Origin of the sequence: Pseudomonas sp. REB1044 (assembly GCF_038813925.1) — a bacterium.
Taxonomy (GTDB): domain Bacteria; phylum Pseudomonadota; class Gammaproteobacteria; order Pseudomonadales; family Pseudomonadaceae; genus Aquipseudomonas; species Aquipseudomonas boreofloridensis.
Genome location: NZ_CP046139.1, coordinates 3,707,357 through 3,733,282, shown reverse-complemented (window position 1 = coordinate 3,733,282; position 25,926 = coordinate 3,707,357). Strand labels below are relative to the sequence as shown.

Below are 25,926 nucleotides of genomic sequence, written 5' to 3'. Positions count from 1 at the left end.
AATGCTTACTGTGTGGGAACTGGTCAAGTCTGGCGGCTGGATGATGCTGCCGATCATTCTGAGCTCCGTCGCTGCCATGGCGATCGTGGTCGAGCGCCTGTGGACCCTGCGTGCCAGCCGCGTCGCGCCCCCCATTTGCTGGGGCAGGTGTGGATGTGGATCAAGGACAAGCAGTTGACCAGCGACAAGCTCAAGGCGCTGCGTGCCGATTCTCCACTGGGCGAGATTCTTGCGGCAGGTCTGGCCAACTCCCGCCATGGCCGAGAGATCATGAAGGAATGCATCGAAGAGGCCGCTTCCCGTGTCATCCATGAGCTCGAGCGCTATATCAGCACGCTGGGCACCATCGCCGCCATGGCGCCTCTGCTCGGTCTACTTGGCACAGTGCTGGGCATGATCGACATCTTCAGCGCCTTCATGGGCTCGCAGATGACCGCCAATGCCGCCGTGCTCGCTGGGGGTATTTCCAAAGCCTTGGTGACCACCGCAGCCGGTCTGATGGTGGGCATCCCCGCGGTGTTCTTCCATCGTTTCCTGTTGCGCCGCATCGATGAGCTGGTCGTCGGCATGGAGCAGGAAGCGATCAAACTGGTCGAAGTGCTGCAGGGCGACCGCGAGGTCGAGGTGGCCGGAGGCGATGCGTGAAGTTTCGGCGTAATCGACAGCGCGAAAACGTCGACATCAACCTGGCGTCGCTGATCGATGTGGTGTTCGTCCTGCTGCTGTTCTTCGTAGTCACCACTACCTTCACCCGCGAGACGCAATTGCGCGTGGAACTGCCCGAAGCGGCCAGCGGCGCGCCGGCGGTTGCCGATGACGCCAAGCTGGTTGAGGTGACCATCAGCGCCGATGGGGTGTATTCAGTGAATAACCATCTGCTGCCCAAGAGCGATCTGGGCACTTTGACCGAGGCGCTCGAGCGCGAATCTGGCGGGGACAACACCCTGCCACTGGCCATCAGCGCGGATGGCAAGACCCCGCACCAGGCCGTGATCACGGCGATGGACGCTGCCGGCAAGCTCGGCTTCAGCCATCTGCGCATGACCACCGTCGAGGCGGCCCAGGGGACACCCTGATGAGCATCGCCGATCGTTTGCTTGCCGCCTGGTACGAAGGGCATCCGGCGTTGGCGCTGCTGCGCCCGCTCGAAGCGCTGTACCGGTGTGTCGTCACCCGCAAGCGTGTGCGCTTTCTCCAAGGGCAAAGCCCCAGCTACCGTGCACCGGTGCCAGTGATCGTGGTCGGTAACATCACCGTCGGCGGTACCGGCAAGACGCCTATGATCCTGTGGCTGATCGAGCATTGTCGGCGCCAGGGGCTCAAGGTCGGTGTGGTCAGTCGAGGCTATGGCGCCACGCCGCCCAGCTTGCCGTGGCAGGTCACGCCCGATCAACACGCCTCGCAGGCCGGAGACGAACCGCTGCTGATCGTGCAGCGCACAGGCGTGCCGCTGATGATCGACCCAGACCGTTCGCGCGCTGTGCAGGCGCTGCTGGCCTGCGAGACATTGGATGTGGTGCTCTGCGATGATGGCATGCAGCACTACCGGCTGGCGCGTGACCTGGAACTGGTGCTGATCGATGCAGTACGCGGCTTGGGCAATGGTCGTTGCCTGCCGGCCGGCCCCTTGCGTGAGCCTGTTGAGCGTCTGGCGCAGGTCGATGCGGTGCTGCACAACGGTGCTTCGTCCGATCCCGAAGGTGGTTTCGCCTTTGCCTTGCGCCCCAGCGCCCTGGTCAATCTGCGCAGCGGTGAGCGGCGCGCGCTCGATTACTTCCCTCCCGGGCAAGCTGTCCACGCCGTGGCCGGCATCGGTAATCCCCAACGTTTCTTCAATACGCTGCTGGGACTAGACTGGCAGCCCGTACCTCATCCATTTGCCGATCATGCTCAGTTCAGCGCGCAGAACCTCAGGTTCACGCCCGCGTTGCCGTTGGTCATGACAGAAAAGGATGCGGTGAAATGTCGAGATTTCGCAAGTGACGACTGGTGGTATCTGGCTGTCGATGCCGAACCTTCTCGCGCGTTCGTCGCTTGGTTCGATCGGCAACTCGACCGCCTGTTGCCTTGACCCCTTTCATTCTTTCGGCCTCCGGCCTCTAGGACACCCTCATGGACACCAAACTGCTAGATATCCTGGCCTGCCCGATCACCAAGAGTCCGCTCAAGCTCAGTGCCGACAAGACCGAACTGATCAGCAAGGCTGCTGGCCTGGCCTATCCGATCCGCGAGGGCATCCCGGTGATGTTGGAAAGTGAAGCGCGCACTTTGACTGACGATGAGCGTCTGGACAAATGAGTGTGACGTTCACGGTCGTTATTCCCGCGCGACTGCACTCCACCCGTCTGCCTGGCAAGCCACTGCTGCCGATTGCCGGTAAACCGATGGTGCAGCATGTCTGGGAGCAGGCCTGCAAGAGCAGCGCCAGCCGTGTGGTGATTGCGACTGACGACACCAGTATCGTCCAGGCGTGCCAGGCGTTTGGCGCTGAAGTGCTGCTGACCCGCGCCGACCATGAGTCCGGTACCGACCGACTGGCTGAGGTCGCCGCCCATTTGGGATTGCCCGCAGAAGCCATTGTGGTCAATGTGCAGGGTGACGAGCCGTTGATTCCGCCTTCGATCATCGACCAGGTGGCGGTCAATCTGGCAGCTCATCCGGAAGCGGGCATCGCAACCCTCGCCGAGCCGATCGACGAGCCGCAGACCGTGTTCAACCCCAACGCTGTCAAGGTGGTCAGCGACAAGCACGGGCTGGCCCTGACGTTCAGCCGGGCACCACTGCCCTGGGCGCGCGAAGCGTTCGCCCGTGATCGTGAGCAATTGCCCCATGACGTGCCCTATCGCCGACACATCGGCATGTATGCCTATCGGGTGAGCTTCCTTCAGGATTTCGTCGGCTGGGGCCTTGCTGGCTCGAGCAGACTGAATCGCTGGAGCAACTGCGTGCGCTTTGGCATGGGGTGCGTATCCACGTGGCCGATGCGCTGGAGGCCCCGGCCGTCGGTGTCGATACCGCCGAAGACCTTGAGCGCGTGCGGCGCTTGCTGGAGGCATGATGCGTATCCTGTTCGTCTGCCTGGGCAATATCTGCCGGTCGCCGACCGCTGAGGGCGTGCTGCGCCAGCAGTTGCAGGCTGCCGGGCTTGCCGACCGCGTGCAAGTGGCCTCGGCCGGCACCGGCGACTGGCACGTGGGTAACCCCCCCGACAGCCGCACCTGCGCAGCTGCCCGGGCGCGCGGCTATGATCTCAGTGCGCAGCGCGCTCAGCAGGTCAAGGCCTCCCATTTCAGTGAATACGACCTGATCCTGGCCATGGACGAGAGCAACCTGCGCGACTTGCAGGCCCTGCGTCCGAGCGGTGCGAGGGGTGAGCTCGATCTCTTTCTGCGCCGCTACGGCGCTGCGCTGGATGAAGTGCCGGACCCCTATTACCGCGGCGCCGAGGGTTTCGAGCAGGTCCTCGACTTGATCGAGGCCGCGTGCCGTGAACTGGTGGTGGATATCAAGGGGCGGATATGACGATGCAGTGGCAGGAGCATGCGTCGCTCAAGCCGTTCAATACCTTTGGCATCGACGTCAAGGCGCGGTGGCTGGCACAGGCCCACAACGACGCGCAGGTGCGTTCGGCCTTGGAGAGTGCTATCCAGCGACAGATCTCGGTGCTGGTCATCGGCGGTGGCAGCAACATGCTGTTCACTCGCGACGTCGACGCCTTGGTGCTGCACATGGCCAGCCGTGGTCGACGGATCTGTAGCGACGATGGCGAACGGGTCGTCGTCGAGGCCGAGGCCGGTGAGCCTTGGCATCCATTCGTCCAGTGGAGCTTGGCCCAAGGGCTATGCGGTCTGGAAAACCTGAGCCTGATTCCGGGTACGGTTGGTGCTGCTCCCATGCAGAACGTTGGCGCCTATGGGGTGGAGATCAAGGACGTCTTCGCCGGTTTGACGGCCCTGGATCGACAGACCGGCGAGTTGTGTGAGTTCACGCTCGAACAATGTGCGTTCGGCTATCGGGACAGTGTGTTCAAGCGTAACCCAGGCCGCTGGTTGATTCTGCGTGTTCGTTTTCTGCTCAGTCGCACGCTGATCGCGCACCTGGATTACGGGCCGGTGCGCCAGCGGCTGCAGGAGCAGGGCATCGAAGCGGTGACGGCGCAGGCTATCAGCGATGCGATCAGCAGCATTCGCCGTGAGAAGCTGCCGGACCCTGCTGTGTTGGGCAATGCCGGCAGCTTTTTCAAAAATCCTGTCGTTTCAGTTGCCTTGGCTGAGCAGATTCGCACGCATTATCCGAACCTTGTGGCTTATCCACAGGCTGACGGTGGGGTGAAACTGGCGGCGGGCTGGTTGATTGAGCAAGCGGGATGGAAAGGCCATCGCGAAGGTGACGCAGGCGTGCACCGTTTGCAATCGCTGGTGCTGGTCAATCACGGTCTGGCCTCGGGCGCTCAGATGCAGGATCTGGCCCAGCGAATCCAGGCTGATATCCTCGAGCGCTTCGGCGTGGCGCTGGAAATGGAACCCAACGTCTACTAAGCCACGGCTACCTCTCGTGCTGGAACGTTGAATAAGAAAAGGCCCCGCCAGTTCGCACTGGCGGGGCCTTTTCATTCAGCCGACTGAATCAACCGTGGTGAGGCTTGTGCTCATTGTCGGAGGTTTCCAGTGCGGGTGCAGCGGCGGCCGCAGCGGCTTCAGCCTCGCGTTTGCGGCGACGTACCTCACGCGGATCGTTCGGTGCACGACCGTTCGACAGCATGACAGTCGAGGCTGTCGCCACGGCTGGTTCTTCGACCACTGCCGTTTCGGCTACGGCAGGAGCGGGCTCTTCGGCAACTGCAGGCGCGGCAGGGATAGCAGCGGAAGTCTCGACTTCGGGCTCGACCGCAACCGGTTCGACCGTTGCAGCCTCGACGGAGGACGCGGGCACTTCCTTGCTTTCGACGACCGGGGCCTTCTCAGCGGCGACCACTTCCACGGCCGGTGCTTCAAGGGCTGGCGTCTCAGCAGCCGTTTCCGGCTCGCTGGCAGCGAGGTGTGCTACCGGTTCAGGGACGACCTCGACAACTGGCTCGACGCTCGGCTCAACCTCTGCGACAGGCTCGCTGAACGGCTGTTCAACGACTGGCGCAATAGTAACGTCCTCAGCCTTGACCTCAGCCGGTTGCGGCTGCATCTGAGTCTGCTCGACGGGTTGAGCTGCTTCGTGCTGCTCGTTCTCGGCGACAGCGGCAGTCGCGCGCTCTGCTTGCTCATTGGCCTGGGCTTCGGCATTGGCGCTGACAGCGCTGGTAGCCACAGCGGCAGTTACCGCCAGGCCTGCAGCCAGTTCGGCGCCCAGTTCTGTGGCCTTGTGCTGCTGAACTGGCTGGTCTTCGCTGCCTTCTTCCTCGCTGCCTTCGATCAACTCGCCATTGGCGTTGCGCTGGCGCTCGCGGCGATTGCTGCGACGACGTTGACCGCGCGAACGACGACGTGGGCGCTCGCCATCGGTGCTTTCCTGATCGTCCTGCAGGTGCTCTTCGTCAGGCAGTTGCTCTTCGCTGGTCTCGGCGGCTTGTTCGGCAGTGCGTGGCTGACGCTCTTCGCGCGGCTGGCGTGGTTGGCGTTCCTCGCGCGGTGCGCGCTCTTCGCGAGCTGGGCGCTCCTCACGTGCGGCCTGCTCTTCGCGGGCCGGACGCTCTTCGCGCACAGCAGCGTGCTCTTCTCGCGGAGCACGCTCTTCACGGGTTACACGCTCTTCGCGAGGGGCACGTTCTTCGCGCGGTGTGCGTTCTTCGCGAGGGGCACGTTCTTCACGTGATGCGCGTTCTTCACGTGGCGCACGCTCTTCACGGGCCACACGCTCCTCACGAGGGGCGCGCTCTTCGCGGGCCACCGCAGGGGTGGCATCCAGCGGCTCGCGCAGTTCGCGCACGCGCTCTTCGCGGTTGCCACGGCGATCTTCACGCGGTTGGCGCGACTGGCGCTCTTCGCGAGGGGCGCGTTCTTCACGAGGGGCACGCTCTTCGCGCGGCTGACGCTCTTCACGAGAGGTGCGCTCGCTGCGCTCTTCACGCGGCTTGCGTTCTTCGTCGCGACGGCCGTTACGATTGCGGCTCTGCTGACGACCGTTGCGGCGCTCTTCGTTGCGCGCGGTGCGCTCGGTGGCAGGTTTCTGCACAGTGGCGGCCGGTGCGACGACGGGCTCTTCCTTCCCGGCGAACAGGCTGACCAGCGACTTGACCAACCCCTTGAACAGGCTCGGCTCCGGGACGGCGACGGGTGCTGGAGCAGGCGTCGGCGTGCTTGGCTGCTCTTCGCTAACGGTCGGCGTCGGTGCGTTGGTGCGGGCCGGCGCAGTCTTCACGGCGGCTTCCTGGCGAACCAGTGTACGGGTGGCGGTGGGTTGCGGCGCTTCTTCGGTCTCGCTGGTGGCGATCTCGTAGCTAGATTGGTTGGTCAGCACGTCCGGGTTGTCGTCGCGCAGGCGCTGGACTTCGAAGTGAGGGGTTTCCAGATGATCGTTGGGCAGGATGATGATGCGCGCACGGGTGCGCAGTTCGATCTTGGTGATCGAGTTACGCTTCTCGTTGAGCAGGAACGCGGCAACCGGAATCGGCACCTGGGCACGCACCTCGGCGGTACGGTCCTTCAGTGCTTCTTCCTCGATTAGGCGCAGGATGGCCAGCGACAGGGATTCGACGTCGCGGATGATGCCGGTGCCCGAGCAGCGGGGGCAGACGATGCCGCTGCTCTCGCCCAGCGATGGGCGCAGGCGCTGGCGAGACATCTCCAGCAGACCGAAGCGCGAGATGCGGCCGACCTGTACACGGGCGCGATCGGCTTCCAGGCATTCGCGAACACGTTCTTCGACGGCGCGCTGATTCTTGGCTGGCGTCATGTCGATGAAGTCGATGACGATCAGGCCGCCGATGTCACGCAGACGCAGTTGGCGGGCGATTTCTTCGGCCGCTTCCAGGTTGGTCTGCAGGGCGGTTTCCTCGATGTCGCTGCCTTTGGTGGCGCGCGCCGAGTTGATGTCGATCGAGACCAGTGCTTCGGTCGGATCGATGACGATGGAACCGCCGGATGGCAGGTCAACCACACGTTGGAAGGCAGTTTCGATTTGGCTTTCGATCTGGAAGCGATTGAACAGCGGGACGCTGTCTTCGTACAGCTTGACCTTGCTGGCGTACTGCGGCATGACCTGGCGGATGAAGGTCAGTGCTTCTTCCTGGGCATCGATGCTATCGATCAGTACCTCACCGATGTCCTGGCGCAGGTAATCGCGGATGGCGCGGATGATCACGTTGCTTTCCTGGTAGATCAGGAAGGGCGCGGCGCGGTCAAGGGAGGCTTCCTTGATGGCGGTCCACAGCTGCAGCAGGTAATCAAGGTCCCACTGCATTTCTTCGCTGCTGCGGCCAAGGCCAGCGGTGCGCACGATCAGGCCCATGTCGCCCGGTACGGTCAGGCCGTTGAGGGCTTCGCGCAGTTCGTTGCGTTCTTCGCCTTCGATGCGACGAGAAATACCGCCAGCGCGTGGATTGTTGGGCATCAGCACCAGGTAGCGGCCGGCGAGGCTGATGAAGGTGGTCAGGGCTGCACCCTTGTTGCCACGCTCTTCTTTTTCGACCTGGACGATGACTTCCTGGCCTTCGCTCAGGACTTCCTTGATGTTGACACGGCCTTCAGGGGTCTTCTTGAAGTACTCGCGGGAGATTTCCTTCAGCGGCAGGAAGCCGTGACGTTCGGAGCCGAAGTCGACGAAAGCGGCTTCGAGGCTGGGTTCGATGCGAGTGATCTTGCCCTTGTAGATGTTGGCCTTTTTCTGCTCGCGGGCACCGGACTCGATGTCCAGGTCGTAGAGGCGTTGGCCATCCACCAGTGCTACACGCAACTCTTCGGGTTGAGTCGCGTTAATCAGCATTCTTTTCATGTTGTACCGTCGGTTTCCGGGCTGCCGGAAACGGCGTTCGGCACACACGACGTCTCATGGTCGGTGCCAAGGTGCGCAAAGGGTGGCATGCCACCCCCGTGTCCAGCGACGTTCGGCACCAGCCGGTTGCCCAGCCTGCCGTTGTCGCGACGACGCGTCCTGTTTGCTGCGGTGCCTATCGCACTCAGTCAGGAGGAGGAATCAGCCGAGGGCCGTGGACGCCTCTGGGGCGTCTGCAAACACCGGTTCCGCTCGCCGGGCCAATACAGTCGGCCGATGCCGGCCGTGCTTCACGGTCCGGGCTGTACATCTCCACCCTGCACGTATCCCTGATAATTCGGGTGCTGCCGCGCGCTGAATCCGCAACGGGTTGCATTTTTCGCCAGCGCCGTATCTGCGCTGACGCCATTCATGTCCAAGGCTGGTGTTTCCGAAGTGTTCGCCAGGCGCTGCACGGAAGCGACAAGGCGGGGCAGGGGCATGCGAAAAAGAACAGGAGGGAGATGGAACACCGCACTTGTCGTTTTTTTCGTTCTTCTCTGCTCGGCGCTGGTGGCGATTCCAGGCATCTCGGTAAACTGGCACACACCCCGTCGGACGGCCTCGCGTCCTCGAGAATTGCGTTGGCCAGAGACGGTGCGAAACCGTGCGTTACTGGCCTACCGCTTTGGGCGGCGTTCGCGACTATAGCAGCAATGATTAAGTGCTTCAATTCCATAAAAATTGTTATGATCCTGCGATGACGACCAATAATCCCCCGACTTCCGGCGTTCAGCTGATCGAAGTCGCGCCGGAACTTGCCGGCCAGCGTATCGACAACTTCCTCATCACCGCACTCAAAGGCGTGCCCAAGACCCTTGTCTATCGCATCCTGCGCAAGGGTGAGGTGCGCGTGAACAAAGGGCGCATCAAGCCCGAGTACAAGCTCCAGGCCGGCGATATCGTGCGCGTGCCGCCCGTGCGTCTGCCCGAGCGCGACGAGCCGGCGCCGGTGGCGCCAGGGCTGTTGCAGCGCCTGGAGGCGGCGATCGTCTATGAAGACAAGGCCCTGATCGTGATGAACAAGCCGGCTGGCATCGCCGTGCACGGCGGCAGCGGTCTGAGCTTCGGTGTCATCGAGGCGTTGCGCCAGCTACGCCCCGACGCCAAGGAGCTGGAGTTGGTGCACCGTCTGGATCGCGATACCTCAGGCCTGCTGATGATCGCCAAGAAGCGCAGCATGCTGCGCCACCTGCATGCCGCGCTGCGCGGCGATGGCGTGGACAAGCGCTACATGGCCTTGGTGCGGGGTCATTGGCCGACCTCGAAGAAGCAGGTCAATGCGCCTCTGCAGAAGAGCAACCTGCGTTCCGGCGAGCGCATGGTCGAAGTGAATGACGAGGGCAAGGAGGCGCTGACGCTGTTCCGTGTATTACGTCGCTTCGGCGAGTTCGCCACGCTGGTCGAGGCCCGTCCGATCACCGGGCGCACGCACCAGATTCGTGTGCACACCCTGCATGCCGGGCACATGATCGCGGGCGACAGTAAATATGGTGATGAAGATTTCACCCGCGAAATTCGTGACCTGGGCGGCAAGCGCCTGTTCCTGCACGCCTATGCGCTGACGGTGCCGCTGCCCGATGGCGGCGAGCTCAAGCTCGAGGCTCCCGTCGATGAGGCGTGGGCCAAGACAGTCGAACGCCTGGGGGCAAGCTGAGCGGCCATGCGCAAACCCTATGAACTGCTGATCTTCGACTGGGATGGCACCCTGGCCGACTCCATAGGCCGTATTGTCGATTCGATGAATGTCGCCGCTGAGCGTGCGGGTGAGCTCCCCAGTGCCGAGGCTGCCGTGAAGGGAATCATCGGTCTGGCGCTGGATGAGGCGATCTCGGTGCTCTATCCGCACCTTGACGCGAATGAAGTGGCGCGTTTTCGACGGCATTACGCCGATATCTATACCGATCTCGACCGGCAGCCTTCGCCGTTGTTCGAGGGTGTGGCGCAATCGCTGGAGGTCTTTCGGGCGCAGGGTTATCGCCTGGCGGTGGCCACAGGCAAGGCGCGGCGAGGACTGGATAGGGTGCTCAAGGCCAATGGCTGGGAGGACTTTTTCGATATCACCCGTGCTGCCGACGAGACCCGTGGCAAGCCTCATCCGCTGATGCTTCAGGAAATTCTCGCGCATTGCCGGGTCGAGGCGGGCGAGGCGTTGATGGTTGGGGATTCGGCATTCGATTTGCAGATGGCCAGCAATGCTGGCATGCACTCGGTGGCCGTGGGCTACGGCGCGATGTCGCTTGAGGCGCTCGCCGAGTTTGGGCCGCAGGTGTGTATCGAGCATTTTTCACAATTGCGCGAGTGGCTGGCTGGCGCTGCGCGCTCCAATTCCAAGGTAGGTGAGCATGGCTGACGAGTGGAAGGCGCCTGCATCCGAAGATGCAGTCGAGGGCAAGGAAGAGCGCAAGAGCTGGAAGCTGCTGGAGAAGACGCTCCTGGCCAGTGTTCAAGAGCAGCGGCGTGCGCGGCGTTGGGGGATCTTCTTCAAGTTGCTGACGTTCATCTATCTGTTCGGCATCCTTTTCCTGTTCTCGCCCTTCATGGACATGGAGTCCGCGGCCTCGCGCAGTGCCAGTCATACGGCGCTGGTCGAGGTGCGTGGGGTCATCGCGGATCAGGAAGCTGCCAGTGCCGACAACATCATCAAGAGCCTGCGGGAAGCATTCAAGGATGCCAAGACCAAAGCGGTGGTGATGCGCATCAACAGCCCGGGCGGTAGTCCGGTGCAGGCAGGGTATGTCTACGACGAGATACGTCGCCTGCGCGCCGAGTACCCCGCGATCAAGCTGTATGCGGTGATCACGGATCTAGGGGCCTCTGGGGCGTACTACATTGCCAGTGCGGCTGATGAGATCTATGCCGACAAGGCCAGTCTGGTGGGCTCGATCGGCGTGACGGCGGCAGGCTACGGGTTTGTCGGGGCGATGGAGAAGCTGGGAGTGGAGCGTCGCGCTTACACCTCGGGCGAGCACAAGGCGTTCCTCGATCCGTTCTCGCCGCAGAAGCCGGATGAAACAGCGTTCTGGCAAGGTGTGCTGGATACCACGCACAATCAGTTCATCGCGATGGTCAAGCAAGGTCGTGGCGATCGCCTGAAGGATAAAGAACACCCTGAGCTGTTCAGTGGTTTGGTCTGGTCTGGCGAGCAGGCCAAGGCTTTGGGGTTGGTCGATGGCCTGGGCAGCGCCAGCTATGTGGCGCGTGATGTCGTCGGCGAGAAAGAGTTGGTCGACTTCACCGTGCAGGAATCGCCTTTCGATCGCTTCTCCAAGCGCATGGGTGCCAGCGTGGCTGAGCGTCTTGCGCTGTACATGGGGCTTCAAGGGCCTTCATTGCGTTAATGCGCGCTAGCGGGGCTGCTCGACGGCCCCGCCGGTTTCAGGGTACTTGCACGCCCTCCTTGAGCAACATGTCCACCAGGCGTATGAGGGGCAGGCCGATCACGCTCGTCGCGTCGCTGCCGTGTGTGCTCTGAAAGAGCGAAACGCCCAATCCCTCGGCCTTGAAGCTGCCGGCGCAATCCAGTGGTTGCTCGGTCTGTACGTAGCGCTCCACGCGCTGGCGGTCCAGTTCGCGCAACGTCACGGTGAAGGGGATGCAGTCAACCTGGCAGTGGCCTGTGGCGCTGTTGAGCAGGGCCAGGCCCGTCAGGAAAGTGACGGATTGTCCGCTGGCGGCCAGCAGTTGCTCACAGGCGCGCTCGGCGCTGTGTGGTTTGCCGAGGATACGTTCGCCGAGCACGGCGACCTGGTCCGAGCCGATGATCAGGTGCTGTGGGTGATGTTCGGCCAGGGCTTGGGCCTTGAGCCGAGCGAGTCTGCGGACCAGTTCAGCAGCGGTCTCGTCGCCTTGGCGCGCTTCGTCTATGTCGGGACTCGCCCAGGTGAAGGGCAGGTGCAGGCGCTGGAGCAGTTCGCGCCGGTAGGGGAGCTCGAGGCGAGCAGCAGAGGAAGCATGGTGGACTCCTTGGCAGTTGCCGTGATTCTAACATGCGTCAAGCTGCCGAATTTCCTTTGACAGAGGCGGGGGGCATCCCTAGAATGCTGCGCCTATGTTGAATGACCCGATTCCACCTCACGTTGACCCGCGCAAATTAGCCGATCGTGGCGTAACCCTCGAGGGTTCGCTGCAACTCGCTGATTTGGAAAGACTCTGCGACCCGCTTTCCGACACTGTCGGTACGGTGCAGGCGAAGTTCGATTTTGAACGAGACGAACAGCACGTTGTGGTTATCCACAGCGATTTGAATGTCGAAGTCAAAATGGTTTGCCAGCGTTGTCTTGAGCTGGTCACCCTGCCGATCCATAGCGAATGTACGTACGCTGTGGTGAAGGAGGGTGCGAATACCCAGTCGTTGCCGAAAGGCTATGACGTGCTGGAACTGGGCGAAGATCCTTTGGATCTGCAGGCGCTGATCGAGGAAGAGCTTTTGCTCGCACTTCCTATCGTGCCTGCTCATCATCCGGAAGAATGCCAGCAGCCGGCGGGCGCAGACGAGCCCGAATCGAGCAAGGACGAGGTATCGCGGTCCAACCCGTTCAGTGTCTTGGCGCAGTTAAAGCGTGACCCAAACGTTTAGGAGTTAATCAATTATGGCTGTTCAGCAGAACAAAAAATCCCGCTCTGCCCGTGACATGCGTCGTTCGCACGATGCCCTGTCGGAAAACGCTCTGTCCGTAGAAAAGAGCACCGGTGAAGTTCACCTGCGCCACCACGTGTCGCCAGAAGGCGTATACCGCGGTCGCAAAGTGATCGACAAGGGCGCTGACGAGTAATCCTTGTCCGCTCAGATCATCGCGATCGACGCAATGGGCGGGGACTTCGGTCCCCGCAGCATTGTTGAGGCCAGTATCGCTTGCCTTTCGGCTACCCCCTCGCTCCATCTGACCCTCGTCGGTCAAACCTCCCTTCTCGAAGAACTCGTCAGTGGCCTTGCAGCCATCGATCGCGCGCGCCTGCGGATCGTGGATGCCAGCGAAGTGATTGGTATGGATGAGCGGCCCTCGCAGGCCTTGCGCGGCAAGCCTGACTCTTCGATGCGTGTCGCGCTCGAGCTGGTCCGTGATGGCAAAGCGCAGGCGTGCGTAAGCGCCGGCAATACGGGCGCTTTGATGGCCTTGTCGCGTTTCGTGCTCAAAACCTTGCCGGGTATCGATCGTCCAGCCATGGTGGCGGCCATTCCTACACGGCAAGGTTACTGCCAGTTGCTCGACCTGGGTGCGAACGTCGACTGCAGCGCCGATCACCTCTACCAGTTTGCTGTGATGGGGTCGGTGGCGGCGCAGGCGCTGGGCGTGCGCCGCCCACGAGTAGCTCTGCTGAACATCGGGACCGAAGACATCAAGGGCAATCAGCAGGTCAAGCTGGCTGCCAGTTTGCTGAAGAACGCCCGTGGCCTTAACTATGTCGGTTTTATTGAAGGTGACGGGCTGTATCGCGGCGAGGCCGATGTGGTGGTGTGCGACGGCTTCGTGGGCAATATCCTGCTCAAATCCAGCGAAGGGCTGGCAACCATGATCGGCGAGCGTCTGGAAGCGTTGTTCAAGACCGGTTTGTTCGCCCGTGTTGCGGGTGCTTTGGCCAGGCCTTTGTTGCGGCGCCTGCAATCGGACCTGGCTCCGGCGCGGCACAACGGCGCAAGCTTTCTGGGGTTGCAGGGTATCGTCGTGAAAAGCCACGGGTCGGCGGGTGTGCAAGGCCTGCAGAGTGCTATCCAGCGGGCGCTGATCGAGATTCAGGAAAATCTACCGCAGCGTTTGCATGGCCGCCTGGAAGACCTGTTGCCTTAGGTGTATCGGCCATGAAGTAGTTAAATGTGACCGCTTGGTCTGCGTTTCCATCCAAGTTTTCAGATTCCGTGCCCTGCCGATGGCAGGGTGCACCCCATTCGACGACAAGATCATAAGGGCTTGTTCAATGTCTGCATCCCTCGCATTCGTCTTTCCTGGCCAAGGTTCCCAGTCACTGGGCATGCTCGCTGAGCTCGGTGCCGTTCAGCCGCTGATCATCGAGACCTTCAAGGAAGCTTCCGAGGCTCTGGGCTATGACCTGTGGAAACTGGTGCAGGAAGGTCCCGAGGAACAACTCAATCAAACCGACAAGACGCAGCCAGCTATCCTGACGGCCTCCATCGCGCTGTGGCGCCTGTGGCTGGAGCAGGGCGGCGCGCGTCCGGCATACGTTTGCGGTCACAGCCTGGGTGAGTACAGCGCCCTGGTCGCCGCGGGTAGCTTGTCGCTCAAGGACGCCGTGCGTCTGGTCGAGCGCCGCGGCCAACTGATGCAGGAAGCGGTGCCGGCCGGTCATGGCGCCATGGCTGCCATCCTGGGGCTGGACGACGCCGTGGTGGTGGATGTCTGTGCGCAGGCGGCCGAAGATGACGTGGTCAGTGCGGTCAATTTCAATTCGCCTGGCCAAGTGGTCATCGCTGGCAACAAGGCTGCAGTCGAGCGTGCCATCGAGCTGTGCAAGGCCAAAGGCGCCAAGCGTGCATTGCTTCTGCCGGTCAGCGTGCCGTCGCACTGCGCCTTGATGAAGCCAGCCGCCGAGCGCTTCGCCGAGGCGGTCAGTGCCGTCGAGTGGCAGGCTCCGCAAATCCCGGTGGTGCAGAACGTCTCTGCCGCCGTACCTGCCGATCTGGAAGCCCTCAAGCGTGACCTGCTGGCACAGTTGTACCAACCAGTGCGTTGGGTCGAGTGCGTGCAGACCCTGGCTGCCAACGGTGCGGTCAGTTTGGTGGAGTGCGGCCCTGGCAAGGTGCTGGCCGGCCTGAACAAGCGGTGCGCCGAGGGCGTCACCACTTACAACCTCAATACCCCTGACGCCATCGCCGCCGCCCGCGCGGCGCTGGTCTGACATCTGGAGAAGCTTGCATGAGCCTGCAAGGTAAAGTTGCACTGGTTACAGGTGCCAGCCGTGGCATTGGCCAGGCTATCGCCCTCGAGCTGGGTCGCCAAGGCGCGACCGTGATCGGCACCGCCACTTCCGCCTCTGGCGCTCAGCGCATCGCTGAGACACTCAAGGAACACGGTATCACCGGTACCGGCCTTGAGCTCAATGTCACCAACGAGGCATCCGTGACTGGCGTCCTGACGTCTATCCAGGAGCAGTTCGGCGCGCCGACGATTCTGGTCAACAACGCCGGGATCACGCGTGACAACCTGATGTTGCGGATGAAAGATGAAGAATGGTTCGATGTCATCGACACCAACCTCAACAGCCTTTACCGTCTGTCCAAGGGCGTGCTGCGCGGCATGACCAAGGCCCGCTGGGGTCGTATCATCAGCATCGGCTCGGTGGTCGGTGCGATGGGTAACGCAGGTCAGGCCAACTATGCCGCTGCCAAGGCAGGTCTGGAAGGCTTCAGTCGTGCCTTGGCGCGTGAAGTGGGATCGCGCGGTATCACGGTGAACTCGGTGACGCCGGGTTTCATCGATACCGACATGACCCGCGAGCTGCCAGAAGCACAACGCGAAGCGCTGCAGACGCAAATTCCGCTGGGTCGCCTGGGTCAGGCCGAGGAAATTGCCAAGGTGGTTTCCTTCCTGGCATCTGATGGCGCGGCCTATGTCACCGGCGCTACAGTGCCGGTGAACGGCGGGATGTACATGTAACAGCCGCAACTCAATGTGACGGATTGCTTAAAAAAACAGTCATACTGCGTGTCTAAAATCCGTTATAAAGCTGCAACCAGATTCCAGGCGGCAGGCCGGGCGACTCTCGTGAAGGCGCGTTACGCTTGAAAAGCAGGCGTCTTCCTATAAACTTGGGCACCGGCCAGCTGCCTGACATATATCCACTAGGAGTGAAAACTAGGTATGAGCACCATCGAAGAACGCGTCAAGAAAATCGTCGCCGAGCAACTGGGCGTGAAGGAAGAAGAAGTGGCCAACAACAAGTCCTTCGTCGATGACCTGGGTGCCGATTCGCTTGACACCGTTGAGCTGGTAATGGCTCTGGAAGAGGAATTCGAGACCGAAATCCCTGACGAAGAAGCCGAGAAGATCACTACCGTTCAAGCCGCCATCGACTACGTCAACAGCCACAAGGCCTAAGACGTTGTAGTCGACGCTTCTTGTCGGGAAAAACCGCACTGCCTTCGGCGTGCGGTTTTTCTTTGCGAACCCTGCAGTCGATAATCGAGCAACCGAGAGCCTGTTGCCATTTCATTCCGGATGGATGAATGCAATGGCAAGAGACTCTGTTATTAGAAAAGGAGAGTGCTGTGTCGCGTAGACGCGTCGTGGTCACCGGTATGGGTATGCTGTCGCCACTGGGTACTGACGTACCGAGCACCTGGCAGGGCATTCTGGCTGGCCGCAGTGGCATCGGTCCGATCGAACACACGGACCTGAGTGCCTACTCCACCCGTTTTGGCGGCTCGGTGAAGGGGTTCGAGGTCGAGCAGTACCTGTCGGCCAAGGAAGCTCGCAAGCTTGACCTGTTCATTCAGTACGGCCTGGCGGCCGGTTTCCAGGCGGTGCGCAACGCCGGCCTGGAGGTCACTGACGCCAATCGCGAGCGTATCGGCGTGGCCATGGGTTCGGGCATCGGTGGCCTGACCAATATCGAAGACACCAGCCGGACCTTGCACGAGCAGGGGCCGCGGAGGATCTCACCGTTCTTCGTGCCAGGCTCGATCATCAACATGATCTCCGGTTTCCTGTCGATCCACTTGGGGCTGCAAGGTCCGAACTACGCCATCTCCACCGCCTGCACCACGGGCACCCACTGCATCGGCATGGCCGCGCGCAACATTGCCTATGGCGAGGCGGACGTGATGATTGCCGGCGGTGCCGAGATGGCTGCCTGCGGTCTGGGCATGGGCGGTTTCGGTGCTTCGCGTGCACTGTCGACCCGAAATGACGAGCCGGCCCGCGCCAGTCGTCCCTGGGACAAGGGGCGTGATGGTTTCGTACTCTCCGACGGTGCAGGCGCGCTGGTGCTCGAGGAGCTTGAGCACGCCAAGGCGCGCGGGGCGACCATCTACGCGGAATTGGTTGGCTTTGGCATGAGTGGTGACGCCTATCACATGACCTCGCCACCGGACACCGGAGAAGGGGCTGCACGGTGCATGATCAACGCCTTGCGCGACGCGGGTGTAGCACCATCGCAGGTCAGCTACATCAATGCCCACGGTACCTCGACCCCTGCTGGCGACATCGCTGAAGTCGCTGCTATCAAGCACGTGTTCGGCGAGCATGCCTATAAGCTGGCGGTCAGCTCGACCAAGTCGATGACCGGTCACTTGCTCGGCGCCGCGGGTGCCGTCGAGGCGATCTTCAGTGTGCTGGCGATCAACAGTCAGATGGCGCCTCCGACCATCAACCTGGATGAGCCGGACGAAGGCTGCGATCTGGACTTCGTGCCGCATCAGGCGCGCAGCATGCCGATCGATGTGGTGCTGTCCAACTCCTTCGGTTTCGGCGGGACCAACGGTTCTCTGGTATTCCGTCGGTTCGCCGACTGATGCACAGCTGGATCGACGGCCAGCCTGGATCTGCGGTCAACCTGCAGAATCGCGGGCTGGCTTACGGCGATGGTCTGTTCGAGACCATCGCCGTGCGCGGCGGCAGGCCTAGCCTGCTGCAGCGTCACCTGGATCGGCTGGCGATGGGGTGTCGGCGCCTGGCGATCGATCTCGATGTGCCGCTCGCTCGCGAAGAATTGCTGGCCTACGCGGCGCAACTGGGTGAGGGTGTCGTCAAACTGATGGTCACTCGCGGTGATAGCCCACGCGGTTATGCGCCCGCGCCCGGAGCCCCGGCCCGACGAATCCTGCAGAACAGCCCGCTCCCGGCCTATCCGGCAGCGCATGCCGAGCAAGGCATCTCGCTGTTCGACTGTCAAACGCGCTTGGCTCGGCAACCCCTGCTGGCCGGGCTGAAACACCTCAACCGCCTGGAGCAGGTGCTGGCGCGTGCCGAGTGGCAGGATCCCGCCTACGCCGAAGGCTTGATGCGCGATGCCCAAGGTCTGTTGATCGAAGGTGTCTACAGCAACCTGTTCCTGGTGCGCGATGGCGTGTTGACCACGCCTGAGCTGAGTCACTGCGGGGTAGCCGGGGTCATGCGCGGCGAACTCTTGGATCAGGCTCGTGCGCTTGGCATCAAGGCATGCACCGCCGAGCTTGCACAAGCCGATCTGCAGCAGGCCGATGAAGTGTTCACCTGCAACAGCGTCTACGGTATCTGGCCAGTGCGCAGCGTTCCGGCGCTCAAGCTTGACTGGCCGGCCGGGCCGCTCACCCGTAAACTGCAGGCCGTCGCCCGTACGTTACTGGATACCTGATTCGTGAGACGTAAATTCCTGCTGCTGCTGGAGATGGGCCTGGTACTCGCTGGTCTGGCGCTGGGCTGGTCGGCCTGGAAGGTTCATTCGGCCTTGCAGCAACCGCTGCACATCGCTGAGGAGCGACTGATCGACGTGCCCACCGGCACCAACCCCAACCGTATGTTCTATCGCATGCAGAGCGAGGGCTTGATCGACGATGCGCTGTGGCTGCGCCTGTACTGGCGCTTCAATATGGCTGGCACCGCTCTGCACACTGGCGAATACCGCCTGACACCGGGGATGACGGTGGAAGGCCTGATCGACGCCTGGCGCCGTGGCGACGTGGTGCAGTACAACCTGACGCTCGTCGAGGGCTGGACTTTCCGGCAGTTGCGTGCCGCGCTGGCCAAGCATGACAAGATCAAGCATACCCTCGAGGGCTTGTCTGACAGCGAAGTGATGGAGAGGCTCGGTCACGAGGGTGTTTTTCCCGAAGGTCGATTCTTTCCCGATACCTATCGCTTCGTGCGCGGGATGAGCGATGTCGAGCTGTTGCAGCAGGCCTATCTGCGCCTGGATGAGGTGTTGGCCAAGGAATGGGCGCAACGCGCCGGTGATCTGCCCTACAGCGACCCGTATCAAGCCCTGATCATGGCCTCTCTGGTGGAGAAGGAAACCGGCATTGCCCAGGAGCGCGGGGAGATCGCTGGCGTATTCGTGCGTCGGCTGCGCCTGAACATGATGCTGCAGACCGATCCGACAGTGATTTACGGAATGGGTGAACGCTATAACGGCAAGATCACCCGTGCCGACCTGCGTGCGCCAACGCCCTACAACACCTACACCAATACCGGACTGCCACCGACGCCGATCGCCATGGTCGGACGCGAGGCGATTCATGCTGCGTTGAATCCATCTGCGGGCACCAGCCTGTACTTCGTTGCCCGTGGCGATGGCAGTCATGTGTTCTCCGACGATCTGAACGATCACAACTCCGCAGTCCGTGAGTATCAGCTCAAGCGCCGGGCCGACTACCGCTCCAGCCCCGCGCCGCGTGCGCCGGCCGGAGCGTCGCCGCAGGCCCAGGACGCCGAGCTTCCTGCCGGCAGCTCGTCACCCTCGAGCGAGGTGCCGGACAGTGCTCCGGGCGAAACCTCCGAATCCTCCGTGTCGGGCGATGCGCCGGCAACCCACTAAGCACATCAAGGAATGCCTGTGAGCGGTCTGTTCATCACCTTGGAAGGCCCCGAAGGCGCGGGCAAAAGCACCAATCGCGAGTATCTGGCGCAGCGCCTGCGCGAGCACGGCATAAATGTCGTGATGACTCGCGAACCCGGCGGCACGCCGCTGGCCGAACGCATTCGCGAGTTGCTGCTGGACCCTAGCGATGAAACGATGGCGGTCGATACCGAGCTGTTGCTGATGTTCGCCGCCCGCGCTCAGCATCTGGCCAGGGTCATTCGTCCTGCTCTGGCGCGTGGTGCTGTGGTGCTGTGCGATCGTTTCACCGACGCCACTTACGCATACCAGGGCGGCGGTCGCGGTCTGCCCATCGAGCGCATCGCCACGCTGGAACACTTCGTTCAGGGCCAGTTGCGTCCCGACCTGACGCTGGTCTTCGACCTGCCCGTAGAGATCGGCCTTGCCCGCGCAGCGGCTCGTGGGCGTCTGGATCGCTTCGAGCAGGAGGGCCAAGCGTTCTTCGAGGCGGTGCGTCAGGCCTACCTGCAACGCGCTGCTGCGGCCCCCCAACGCTACCATCTACTGAATGCGGCGCAGCCACTGGCTGCGGTGCAGCAAGCCATCGACACGTTGCTGCCCGACATCCTGGAGCGCAGCCGTGGCTGAGGTGTTTCCCTGGCAACAGGCGCTCTGGCAGCAGGTGGCCGGGCGTCGGCAGCATGCCCATGCCTACCTGTTCCATGGGCCACAGGGTATCGGCAAGCGCGCCTTGGCCGAAGGGCTGATGGCGCTGCTGCTATGCCAGAAACCGCACGCTTCGCAAGCGTGCGGCCAGTGTAAATCCTGCCTGCTGCTCAAGGCCGGCAGCCATCCCGACAACTTTGTGCTCGAGCCGGAAGAGGCCGACAAGCCGATCAAGGTCGATCAGGTGCGTGATCTGGTTGCTTTCGTGGTTCAGACCGCCCAGCAAGGCGGACGCAAGGTGGTGCTGATCGAGCCGGTCGAGGCGATGAACGTCAATGCCTCGAATGCGTTGCTCAAGAGCCTGGAGGAGCCCTCGGGAGACACGGTGCTGCTGCTGGTGAGCCATCAGCCCAGTCGCCTGCTGCCGACCATCAAGAGTCGCTGTCAGCAGATTGCGTGCCCGCAACCTACGCCTGCGCAGAGCCAGGAATGGTTGGCTGAGGCATTGCCGGACATCGATCAGGGCGAACGTGATGAGTTGCTGAGCCTGGCTGCCGGCTCGCCATTGATGGCGCTCAGCTTGCAAGTCCAGGGTGTGCGTGAGCAACGCGCATTGGTCACCGAGGGCATCAAGAAACTGCTCAAGCAACAGCAGTCACCTACGCAATTGGCCGAAGCCTGGAATGCAGTGCCGCTGCTGGTGCTGTTCGACTGGTTCTGCGACTGGTCGCACCTGATACTGCGCTATCAACTGACCCAGGACGAGGATGGGCTGGGCTTGGCCGACATGCGCAAAGTGCTGCAGTACCTTGCGCAGAAAAGTCGTCAGAGTCGCGTGCTGGAGATGCAGGCCTGGATTCTGGAGCAGCGTCAGAAAGTCATGGGCAAGGCCAACCTCAACCGTGTGCTGCTGCTCGAAGCGCTGCTTGCCCATTGGCTGCAGTTGCCGGGTGCGCGCTGATTCTTCCACCGCTTTTTTCAGATATGTGCCAATCCCATGCTTGTAGATTCCCATTGCCACCTAGACCGTCTTGACCTGAGCGCCCACGCAGGTTCGCTCGACGCTGCCTTGCAGGCGGCTCGCCAGCGCGGGGTCGGGCATTTTCTATGCATTGGCGTGAGCGCCGAGAATGCTGGAGCAGTCAAAGCCCTGAGCGAGCAGTATGGCGATGTCGACTGCTCGGTTGGCGTGCATCCGCTCGATCTGGCGCCGGGCGAGACGCCGGCGCTCGAATGGCTCCTGCGCGAGCTGGCCCACCCTCATGTGGTCGCAATCGGCGAAACGGGTCTGGATTACCACTACGAGCCCGAAGCTGCGACACTTCAGCAGGCGTCGTTCCGCCTGCATCTGGAAGCGTCGCGACAGACCGGCAAGCCGGTGATCGTGCATACCCGTGCCGCGCGGGCCGACACCCTCGCGTTGCTGCGCGAGGCCAACCTGCCACAGGCCGGCGTGTTGCATTGTTTTACCGAAGACTGGGACATGGCGCGGGCGGCACTGGATCTGGGCTATTACATCTCACTTTCCGGGATCGTCACCTTCCGCAACGCCGATGCCTTGCGCGAGGTGGCGCGCCAGGTTCCGCACGACCGCTTGCTGGTCGAAACCGACTCGCCTTACCTGGCGCCGATTCCTTATCGCGGCAAGCCCAACCTCCCGCAATACGTGCGTGAGGTTGCCGAGTACGTAGCGTCGTTACGCGGGGTGAGCTACACCCAGTTGGCCGATCAGACCACCGCCAACTTCAAACGACTGTTCCCGCTGGCACGCGTCGCCTGATCAAGGTCTGCAGCGAGCGACCGATCGATCGCTGCAAACGGCAAAAAAAACCCGGCTTCTGGGGGAGGAATCCGGGTCAAGACCATTAGGAGTAATACACAGGCACGCGGTCCCTAGGTGCCTTCATCAATGCTTCGCTTGGGGGGGAAGCTCAGCATCGACACATCTAGTATTGGTCAGTCTTGGCGCTGTGCCAGCGTCGATTGATGGTTTTTTAAACAGATTTGGCATACGTTCTCGATGCGACATGCCTCGACCGCATGAGTCGAGGGCGGAACTGCCGTTTTCAGTACCCACCGCACGCACACTCACGATGAAACACTCACGTCAGCGGAAGAACCGTGCAATTTGGCAGCACTTAGGCATAATAATCCGCTTCGATTGTCATCCCAGTCCTTCCTATGCAGAAAGAACCTCGTAAGGTCCGTGAGTTTCGCCGTCGCGAACAAGAGATCCTCGACACGGCGCTCAAGCTGTTTCTCGAACAGGGTGAAGACAGCGTCACCGTCGAGATGATTGCCGACGCGGTCGGCATCGGCAAAGGCACGATCTACAAGCACTTCAAATCCAAGGCAGAAATTTATCTGCGCTTGATGCTCGACTACGAGCGCGATCTGAATGCGCTGCTGCATTCGAGCGATGTCGACCGCGACAAGGAAGCCCTGTCGCGCGCCTACTTCGAGTTCCGCATGCGTGATCCCCAGCGCTACCGTTTGTTCGACCGGCTTGAAGAGAAAGTGGTCAAGGGCAATCAGGTGCCGGAGATGGTCGAGCAGTTGCACAGCATCCGTGCCTCGAATTTCGAGCGTCTTACCCAGTTGATCAAGGGACGGATCAGCGAGGGCAAGCTCGAGGACGTTCCTCCGTATTTCCATTACTGTGCAGCCTGGGCGCTGGTGCACGGGGCGGTCGCCCTGTATCACTCGCCGTTCTGGAGCAACGTGCTGGAAGACCAAGAGGGTTTCTTCCAGTTCTTGATGGATATCGGTGTACGCATGGGCAACAAGCGCAAGCGTGATCCGGACCCCGCCACCTAATCACCCTGTTCCCGGCGGGTTGTGATGAATGCATGCGCAAGTCGTTCAACCGGGGCAGTGATCAGCGAACTGGCGTAAAAGCTGCATCACGCGGCTATTCGCCGGTTTTTCGTCACCGGTCACTGGAGGAAAGATGCGTAGCCTGGTCTTGCTGCTGGCGCTGATGGCGTTGGGCGGCTGCATGAAAGTCAGCGACATGGGGGAGGGGGTGCGCTATCAGTTGAGCGATGCGGGTCTGCTCGACCACAGTGACACGACGCGCACCCTGTCGGTCCGTCTGCAGCCTGACTCTTTCATCTTCATTGGCCAAGGCGCATTCGTTCCGCCGGGTAAAGGCCCGGTACCCAGACAGAACGCCGTCGCTGAAGAGGCGTTCAAGAGCTTTGTCGAGTACTTTCCGCTGGTACGTCGCGCAAAGGCTCCCCTGGGCCTGGAAGAAGCCATTGCCGAAGCTCGTTCGGTCGGTGCCCATTATGTGCTCTACACCCGGTTCGCCCGTACGGATGATCGCATCGGCAACGGTGACGAATGGTATGACGAGCAGGCTGTAGATCGTCTTGGCTGGGACACTGGCGTCGTGCAGATGATGCTGATCGAAACCAGCACTCGATATCTGATCGACACTGCGCGGATCAAGAGTCGCGGCGGTTTGTTGACGTTCCACGACAATACGCCCCAGGATTTGCTCGCTGAGCCGATGCGCGAGTACGCTCGCAGTCTTCTTGGGATGAGTCGTTAAGGAGTACGCGATGACGGGTGAGGGCAAGGCCAGTGACATCCTCGGGCAAATTCCCAAGGAAAAAGGGCTGCCGCCCGTGCATCTCTGGAACCCTGATTTCTGCGGCGATATCGACATGCGCATCGCCCGTGACGGTACGTGGTACTACTTGGGTACCCCCATCGGGCGCAAGCCCATGGTTCGGCTGTTTTCCACCATCCTGCGACGTGATGGGGACGATTACTTCCTGGTGACGCCGGTCGAGAAGGTCGGCATTCGTGTCGACGACGCGCCGTTCGTGGCTGTCTCGATGCAGGTCGAGGGTGAAGGCGAGGGTCAGGTATTGCGTTTTATCAGCAATGTCGACGACCAAGCCGAAGCCGGCCCAGAACATCCTTTGCGCGTGCACACCTGCGCTGACACGGGCGAGCCAGCGCCTTATCTGCTGATGCGCAGCAATCTGGAGGCACTGATCCACCGCAACGTGTTCTACCAATTGGTGGACCTTGCAGTGCCGCGGATGATAGAGGGCCAGTCTTGGCTTGGCGTGTGGAGTCACGGTCAATTCTACCCGTTGGGGCGAGCCGACTGAGTCGGGGCTGCAGAGAGAAAGCGTGCGCCCGAAAACGAAAAACCTCCAGTGCTTGCGCATCTGGAGGTTTTCAATGTGTGGCTCCGCGACCTGGACTCGAACCAGGGACCCAATGATTAACAGTCATTTGCTCTACCGACTGAGCTATCGCGGAATCTGCGCGTATCTTAATGAATGCCAAGGGGAAGTCAACCCGCCCCTTGGCAAATCAAGCGCTTACAGCACCTCGACGATAGCTTTGGTCACCACGCGGATGTTGCTCTGATTCAGCGCGGCCACAGCGATGCGTCCGGTGTCCAGCGCATAGATGCCGAACTCGGTCTTCAGGCGTGCCACTTGCTCGACGGTCAATCCGGAGTAGGAGAACATCCCGACCTGACGGCCGACAAAGCTGAAGTCGCGCTTGGCGCCATACTGGGCGAGCAATTCGACCATCTGCTTGCGCATGCCATGGATGCGTTCGCGCATCTCGCCTAGCTCGGTTTTCCACATCTGCCGCAGTTCGGCGTTGTTGAGTACGGTGGCGACGATGGTAGCGCCATGGGTCGGTGGGTTGGAGTAGGTGGTGCGGATCACACGCTTGACCTGCGACAGCACGCGGGTGCTTTCGTCCTTGGAGCCGGTGACGATCGACAGGGCGCCTACACGCTCGCCGTACAGCGAGAACGACTTGGAGAACGAACTGGAGACGAAGAAGTCCAGACCCGATTCGGCGAAAAGACGCACCGCGAGCGCGTCTTCGGCGATGCCGTCGCCGAAGCCCTGGTAGGCCATGTCGAGGAACGGGATATGGTTTTTGGCTTTGACCACTTCCAGCACGTTCTTCCAGTCGTCGAGCGACAGGTCGACACCCGTTGGGTTATGGCAGCAGGCGTGCAGGACGATGATCGAGCCCGAGGGCAGGCTGTTCAGGTCTTCGAGCATGCCGACGCGATTGACGTCGTTATTCGCAGCGTCGTAGTAGCGGTAGTTCTGCACAGCAAAACCGGCCGACTCGAACAGGGCGCGGTGGTTTTCCCAGCTCGGATCACTGATGGCGACGGTGGCGGTGGGCGACAGGCGCTTGAGGAAGTCGGCGCCGATCTTCAGGGCGCCGGTACCGCCGACGGCCTGTACGGTGACCACGCGGCCGGCAGCGAGTAACGGGGATTCTGCACCGAACAGCAGCTTCTGCACGGCTTGGTCGTAGCTGGCGATACCGTCGATCGGCAGGTAGCCGCGCGAGGCCCGTTGGGCTGCACGCTGGGTTTCAGCCTCGATCACCGCACGCAGTAGCGGGATGCGACCTTCCTCGTTGCAGTAAACACCAACGCCCAGATTCACCTTGTGGGTGCGTGGGTCGGCATTGAAGGCTTCGTTGAGGCCCAGAATGGGATCGCGGGGTGCCAGCTCGACAGCGGAAAACAGGCTCATTGTTACCTTGGCTCTGAAGTGGAGAGTGATGGGAAATGCACGCTCCAGCCCAGTGCACTGAAGCGGTGCAAACGGGGAGTCAGTATAGAGATACCGCTGGGTGACCGCGACAGTCTGGCGCAGGTTTTTGCCACAGTTGGCGCAAATATTTTTCGACCCTTGGGTCAATTGCCCGGTCCACTGCAATGAGTGTTCACAGGTAGGGACGGGCAGATTCGCCCGATGCGCGTTTTTGCGTATAGACTACTGGCTAAATTTACAGTTGCCGCGATTTCCACGAGGTCAT

At 61.6% G+C, this 25,926-nt stretch carries 25 protein-coding genes, 1 tRNA gene and 3 pseudogenes; 25 read left to right on the top strand and 4 right to left on the bottom strand.

The genetic code is table 11. The annotated features are described in order from the left end of the window. Positions 1-10 precede the first annotated feature (10 nt). The 7 genes and pseudogenes from GKC70_RS17025 to murB all read left to right on the top strand — a co-directional run bounded on the left by GKC70_RS17025 (position 11) and on the right by murB (position 4,538). Positions 11-645 (top strand): annotated as a pseudogene (locus tag GKC70_RS17025) (MotA/TolQ/ExbB proton channel family protein). After that, entirely contained in the window at positions 642-1,076 is a 435-nt protein-coding gene (locus GKC70_RS17020) for a biopolymer transporter ExbD (RefSeq protein WP_029612978.1), read from the top strand. The pseudogene GKC70_RS17025 and the gene GKC70_RS17020 overlap by 4 nt, the downstream one beginning before the upstream one ends. Further along, positions 1,076-2,071 carry a tetraacyldisaccharide 4'-kinase gene (gene lpxK, locus GKC70_RS17015; protein ID WP_342649361.1) on the top strand — a complete coding sequence of 332 codons (996 nt, stop codon included), beginning with the start codon at positions 1,076-1,078 and terminating at the stop codon, positions 2,069-2,071. The genes GKC70_RS17020 and lpxK overlap by 1 nt, the downstream gene beginning before the upstream one ends. A gap of 41 nt (positions 2,072-2,112) precedes the next feature. After that, positions 2,113-2,298: a Trm112 family protein gene (locus tag GKC70_RS17010; protein WP_029612980.1), complete on the top strand. Its 186-nt coding sequence runs from the start codon at positions 2,113-2,115 to the stop codon at positions 2,296-2,298. After that, positions 2,295-3,058: pseudogene (gene kdsB / locus GKC70_RS17005) on the top strand (3-deoxy-manno-octulosonate cytidylyltransferase). The gene GKC70_RS17010 and the pseudogene kdsB overlap by 4 nt, the downstream one beginning before the upstream one ends. After that, positions 3,058-3,522 (top strand): low molecular weight protein-tyrosine-phosphatase, encoded by a 465-nt coding sequence (locus GKC70_RS17000; protein ID WP_342649360.1) that lies wholly within the window; start codon positions 3,058-3,060, stop codon positions 3,520-3,522. Before kdsB ends, GKC70_RS17000 begins: the two are co-directional and overlap by 1 nt. Continuing rightward, entirely contained in the window at positions 3,519-4,538 is a 1,020-nt protein-coding gene (murB, locus tag GKC70_RS16995) for a UDP-N-acetylmuramate dehydrogenase (RefSeq protein WP_342649359.1), read from the top strand. The genes GKC70_RS17000 and murB overlap by 4 nt, the downstream gene beginning before the upstream one ends. A gap of 88 nt (positions 4,539-4,626) precedes the next feature. On the opposite strand, the gene rne is transcribed toward murB, so the two are convergent. Continuing rightward, entirely contained in the window at positions 4,627-7,923 is a 3,297-nt protein-coding gene (gene rne, locus GKC70_RS16990) for a ribonuclease E (RefSeq protein WP_342649358.1), read from the bottom strand. A gap of 739 nt (positions 7,924-8,662) precedes the next feature. On the opposite strand from rne, the gene rluC reads away from it, so the two are divergent. The 3 genes from rluC to GKC70_RS16975 are packed head-to-tail and all read left to right on the top strand — an operon-like array spanning position 8,663 to position 11,303. After that, positions 8,663-9,619 carry a 23S rRNA pseudouridine(955/2504/2580) synthase RluC gene (rluC, locus tag GKC70_RS16985; protein WP_116887820.1) on the top strand — a complete coding sequence of 319 codons (957 nt, stop codon included), beginning with the start codon at positions 8,663-8,665 and terminating at the stop codon, positions 9,617-9,619. Between the two features lie 6 nt (positions 9,620-9,625). Further along, positions 9,626-10,315, top strand: a complete 690-nt coding sequence (locus GKC70_RS16980; protein ID WP_342649357.1) for an HAD family hydrolase — start codon at positions 9,626-9,628, stop codon at positions 10,313-10,315. Then, positions 10,308-11,303: a S49 family peptidase gene (locus GKC70_RS16975; RefSeq protein WP_342649356.1), complete on the top strand. Its 996-nt coding sequence runs from the start codon at positions 10,308-10,310 to the stop codon at positions 11,301-11,303. The genes GKC70_RS16980 and GKC70_RS16975 overlap by 8 nt, the downstream gene beginning before the upstream one ends. Positions 11,304-11,340: 37 nt before the next feature. Here GKC70_RS16975 and GKC70_RS16970 read toward each other — a convergent pair. Beyond that, positions 11,341-11,918, bottom strand: a pseudogene (locus GKC70_RS16970) (nucleoside triphosphate pyrophosphatase). Between the two features lie 95 nt (positions 11,919-12,013). Between GKC70_RS16970 and GKC70_RS16965 the strand changes: the two are divergent. The 15 genes from GKC70_RS16965 to GKC70_RS16895 all read left to right on the top strand — a co-directional run bounded on the left by GKC70_RS16965 (position 12,014) and on the right by GKC70_RS16895 (position 24,227). Next, entirely contained in the window at positions 12,014-12,541 is a 528-nt protein-coding gene (locus tag GKC70_RS16965) for a YceD family protein (protein ID WP_080754710.1), read from the top strand. A gap of 13 nt (positions 12,542-12,554) precedes the next feature. Next, positions 12,555-12,737: a 50S ribosomal protein L32 gene (rpmF, locus tag GKC70_RS16960; RefSeq protein WP_008096416.1), complete on the top strand. Its 183-nt coding sequence runs from the start codon at positions 12,555-12,557 to the stop codon at positions 12,735-12,737. 33 nt (positions 12,738-12,770) lie between these two features. Next, a complete protein-coding gene (plsX, locus tag GKC70_RS16955) occupies positions 12,771-13,751 on the top strand; it encodes a phosphate acyltransferase PlsX (RefSeq protein ID WP_342651544.1) in 981 nt (326 codons plus the stop codon). Between the two features lie 127 nt (positions 13,752-13,878). Next, a complete protein-coding gene (fabD, locus tag GKC70_RS16950) occupies positions 13,879-14,817 on the top strand; it encodes an ACP S-malonyltransferase (protein ID WP_342649355.1) in 939 nt (312 codons plus the stop codon). A 17-nt stretch (positions 14,818-14,834) separates the two neighbouring features. Continuing rightward, positions 14,835-15,575: a 3-oxoacyl-ACP reductase FabG gene (fabG, locus tag GKC70_RS16945; RefSeq protein WP_039576305.1), complete on the top strand. Its 741-nt coding sequence runs from the start codon at positions 14,835-14,837 to the stop codon at positions 15,573-15,575. Positions 15,576-15,779: 204 nt separating this feature from the next. Continuing rightward, positions 15,780-16,016 carry an acyl carrier protein gene (gene acpP, locus GKC70_RS16940; RefSeq protein WP_342649354.1) on the top strand — a complete coding sequence of 79 codons (237 nt, stop codon included), beginning with the start codon at positions 15,780-15,782 and terminating at the stop codon, positions 16,014-16,016. A 170-nt stretch (positions 16,017-16,186) separates the two neighbouring features. Continuing rightward, positions 16,187-17,431, top strand: a complete 1,245-nt coding sequence (gene fabF, locus GKC70_RS16935; RefSeq protein WP_029612988.1) for a beta-ketoacyl-ACP synthase II — start codon at positions 16,187-16,189, stop codon at positions 17,429-17,431. Further along, a complete protein-coding gene (pabC, locus tag GKC70_RS16930; protein WP_342649353.1) occupies positions 17,431-18,252 on the top strand; it encodes an aminodeoxychorismate lyase in 822 nt (273 codons plus the stop codon). Before fabF ends, pabC begins: the two co-directional genes overlap by 1 nt. A gap of 3 nt (positions 18,253-18,255) precedes the next feature. After that, complete coding sequence (gene mltG, locus GKC70_RS16925; RefSeq protein WP_342649352.1) at positions 18,256-19,431, top strand: endolytic transglycosylase MltG; 1,176 nt, start codon at positions 18,256-18,258, stop codon at positions 19,429-19,431. An 18-nt stretch (positions 19,432-19,449) separates the two neighbouring features. Then, positions 19,450-20,082 (top strand): dTMP kinase, encoded by a 633-nt coding sequence (gene tmk, locus GKC70_RS16920; RefSeq protein ID WP_342649351.1) that lies wholly within the window; start codon positions 19,450-19,452, stop codon positions 20,080-20,082. Then, positions 20,075-21,061, top strand: coding sequence for a DNA polymerase III subunit delta' (locus tag GKC70_RS16915; protein ID WP_342649350.1), 987 nt, complete (start codon positions 20,075-20,077; stop codon positions 21,059-21,061). Before tmk ends, GKC70_RS16915 begins: the two co-directional genes overlap by 8 nt. Positions 21,062-21,097: 36 nt before the next feature. Next, on the top strand, positions 21,098-21,880 hold the full coding sequence (locus GKC70_RS16910) for a TatD family hydrolase (RefSeq protein WP_039576314.1): 783 nt from the start codon (positions 21,098-21,100) through the stop codon (positions 21,878-21,880). Positions 21,881-22,281: 401 nt separating this feature from the next. After that, positions 22,282-22,917 carry a TetR/AcrR family transcriptional regulator gene (locus tag GKC70_RS16905; protein WP_029612997.1) on the top strand — a complete coding sequence of 212 codons (636 nt, stop codon included), beginning with the start codon at positions 22,282-22,284 and terminating at the stop codon, positions 22,915-22,917. 133 nt (positions 22,918-23,050) lie between these two features. Further along, the gene (locus tag GKC70_RS16900; protein WP_295483526.1) at positions 23,051-23,656 is read left to right on the top strand and encodes a DUF4823 domain-containing protein; all 606 of its coding nucleotides are present in this window, start codon (positions 23,051-23,053) and stop codon (positions 23,654-23,656) included. 10 nt (positions 23,657-23,666) lie between these two features. Then, entirely contained in the window at positions 23,667-24,227 is a 561-nt protein-coding gene (locus tag GKC70_RS16895; protein ID WP_342649349.1) for a DUF1285 domain-containing protein, read from the top strand. Between the two features lie 78 nt (positions 24,228-24,305). On the opposite strand, the gene GKC70_RS16890 is transcribed toward GKC70_RS16895, so the two are convergent. Next, positions 24,306-24,381: transfer RNA gene (locus tag GKC70_RS16890), tRNA-Asn, on the bottom strand. Positions 24,382-24,443: 62 nt separating this feature from the next. Beyond that, the gene (locus tag GKC70_RS16885) at positions 24,444-25,640 is read right to left on the bottom strand and encodes an amino acid aminotransferase (protein WP_342649348.1); all 1,197 of its coding nucleotides are present in this window, start codon (positions 25,638-25,640) and stop codon (positions 24,444-24,446) included. Between the last annotated feature and the right edge of the window lie 286 nt (positions 25,641-25,926).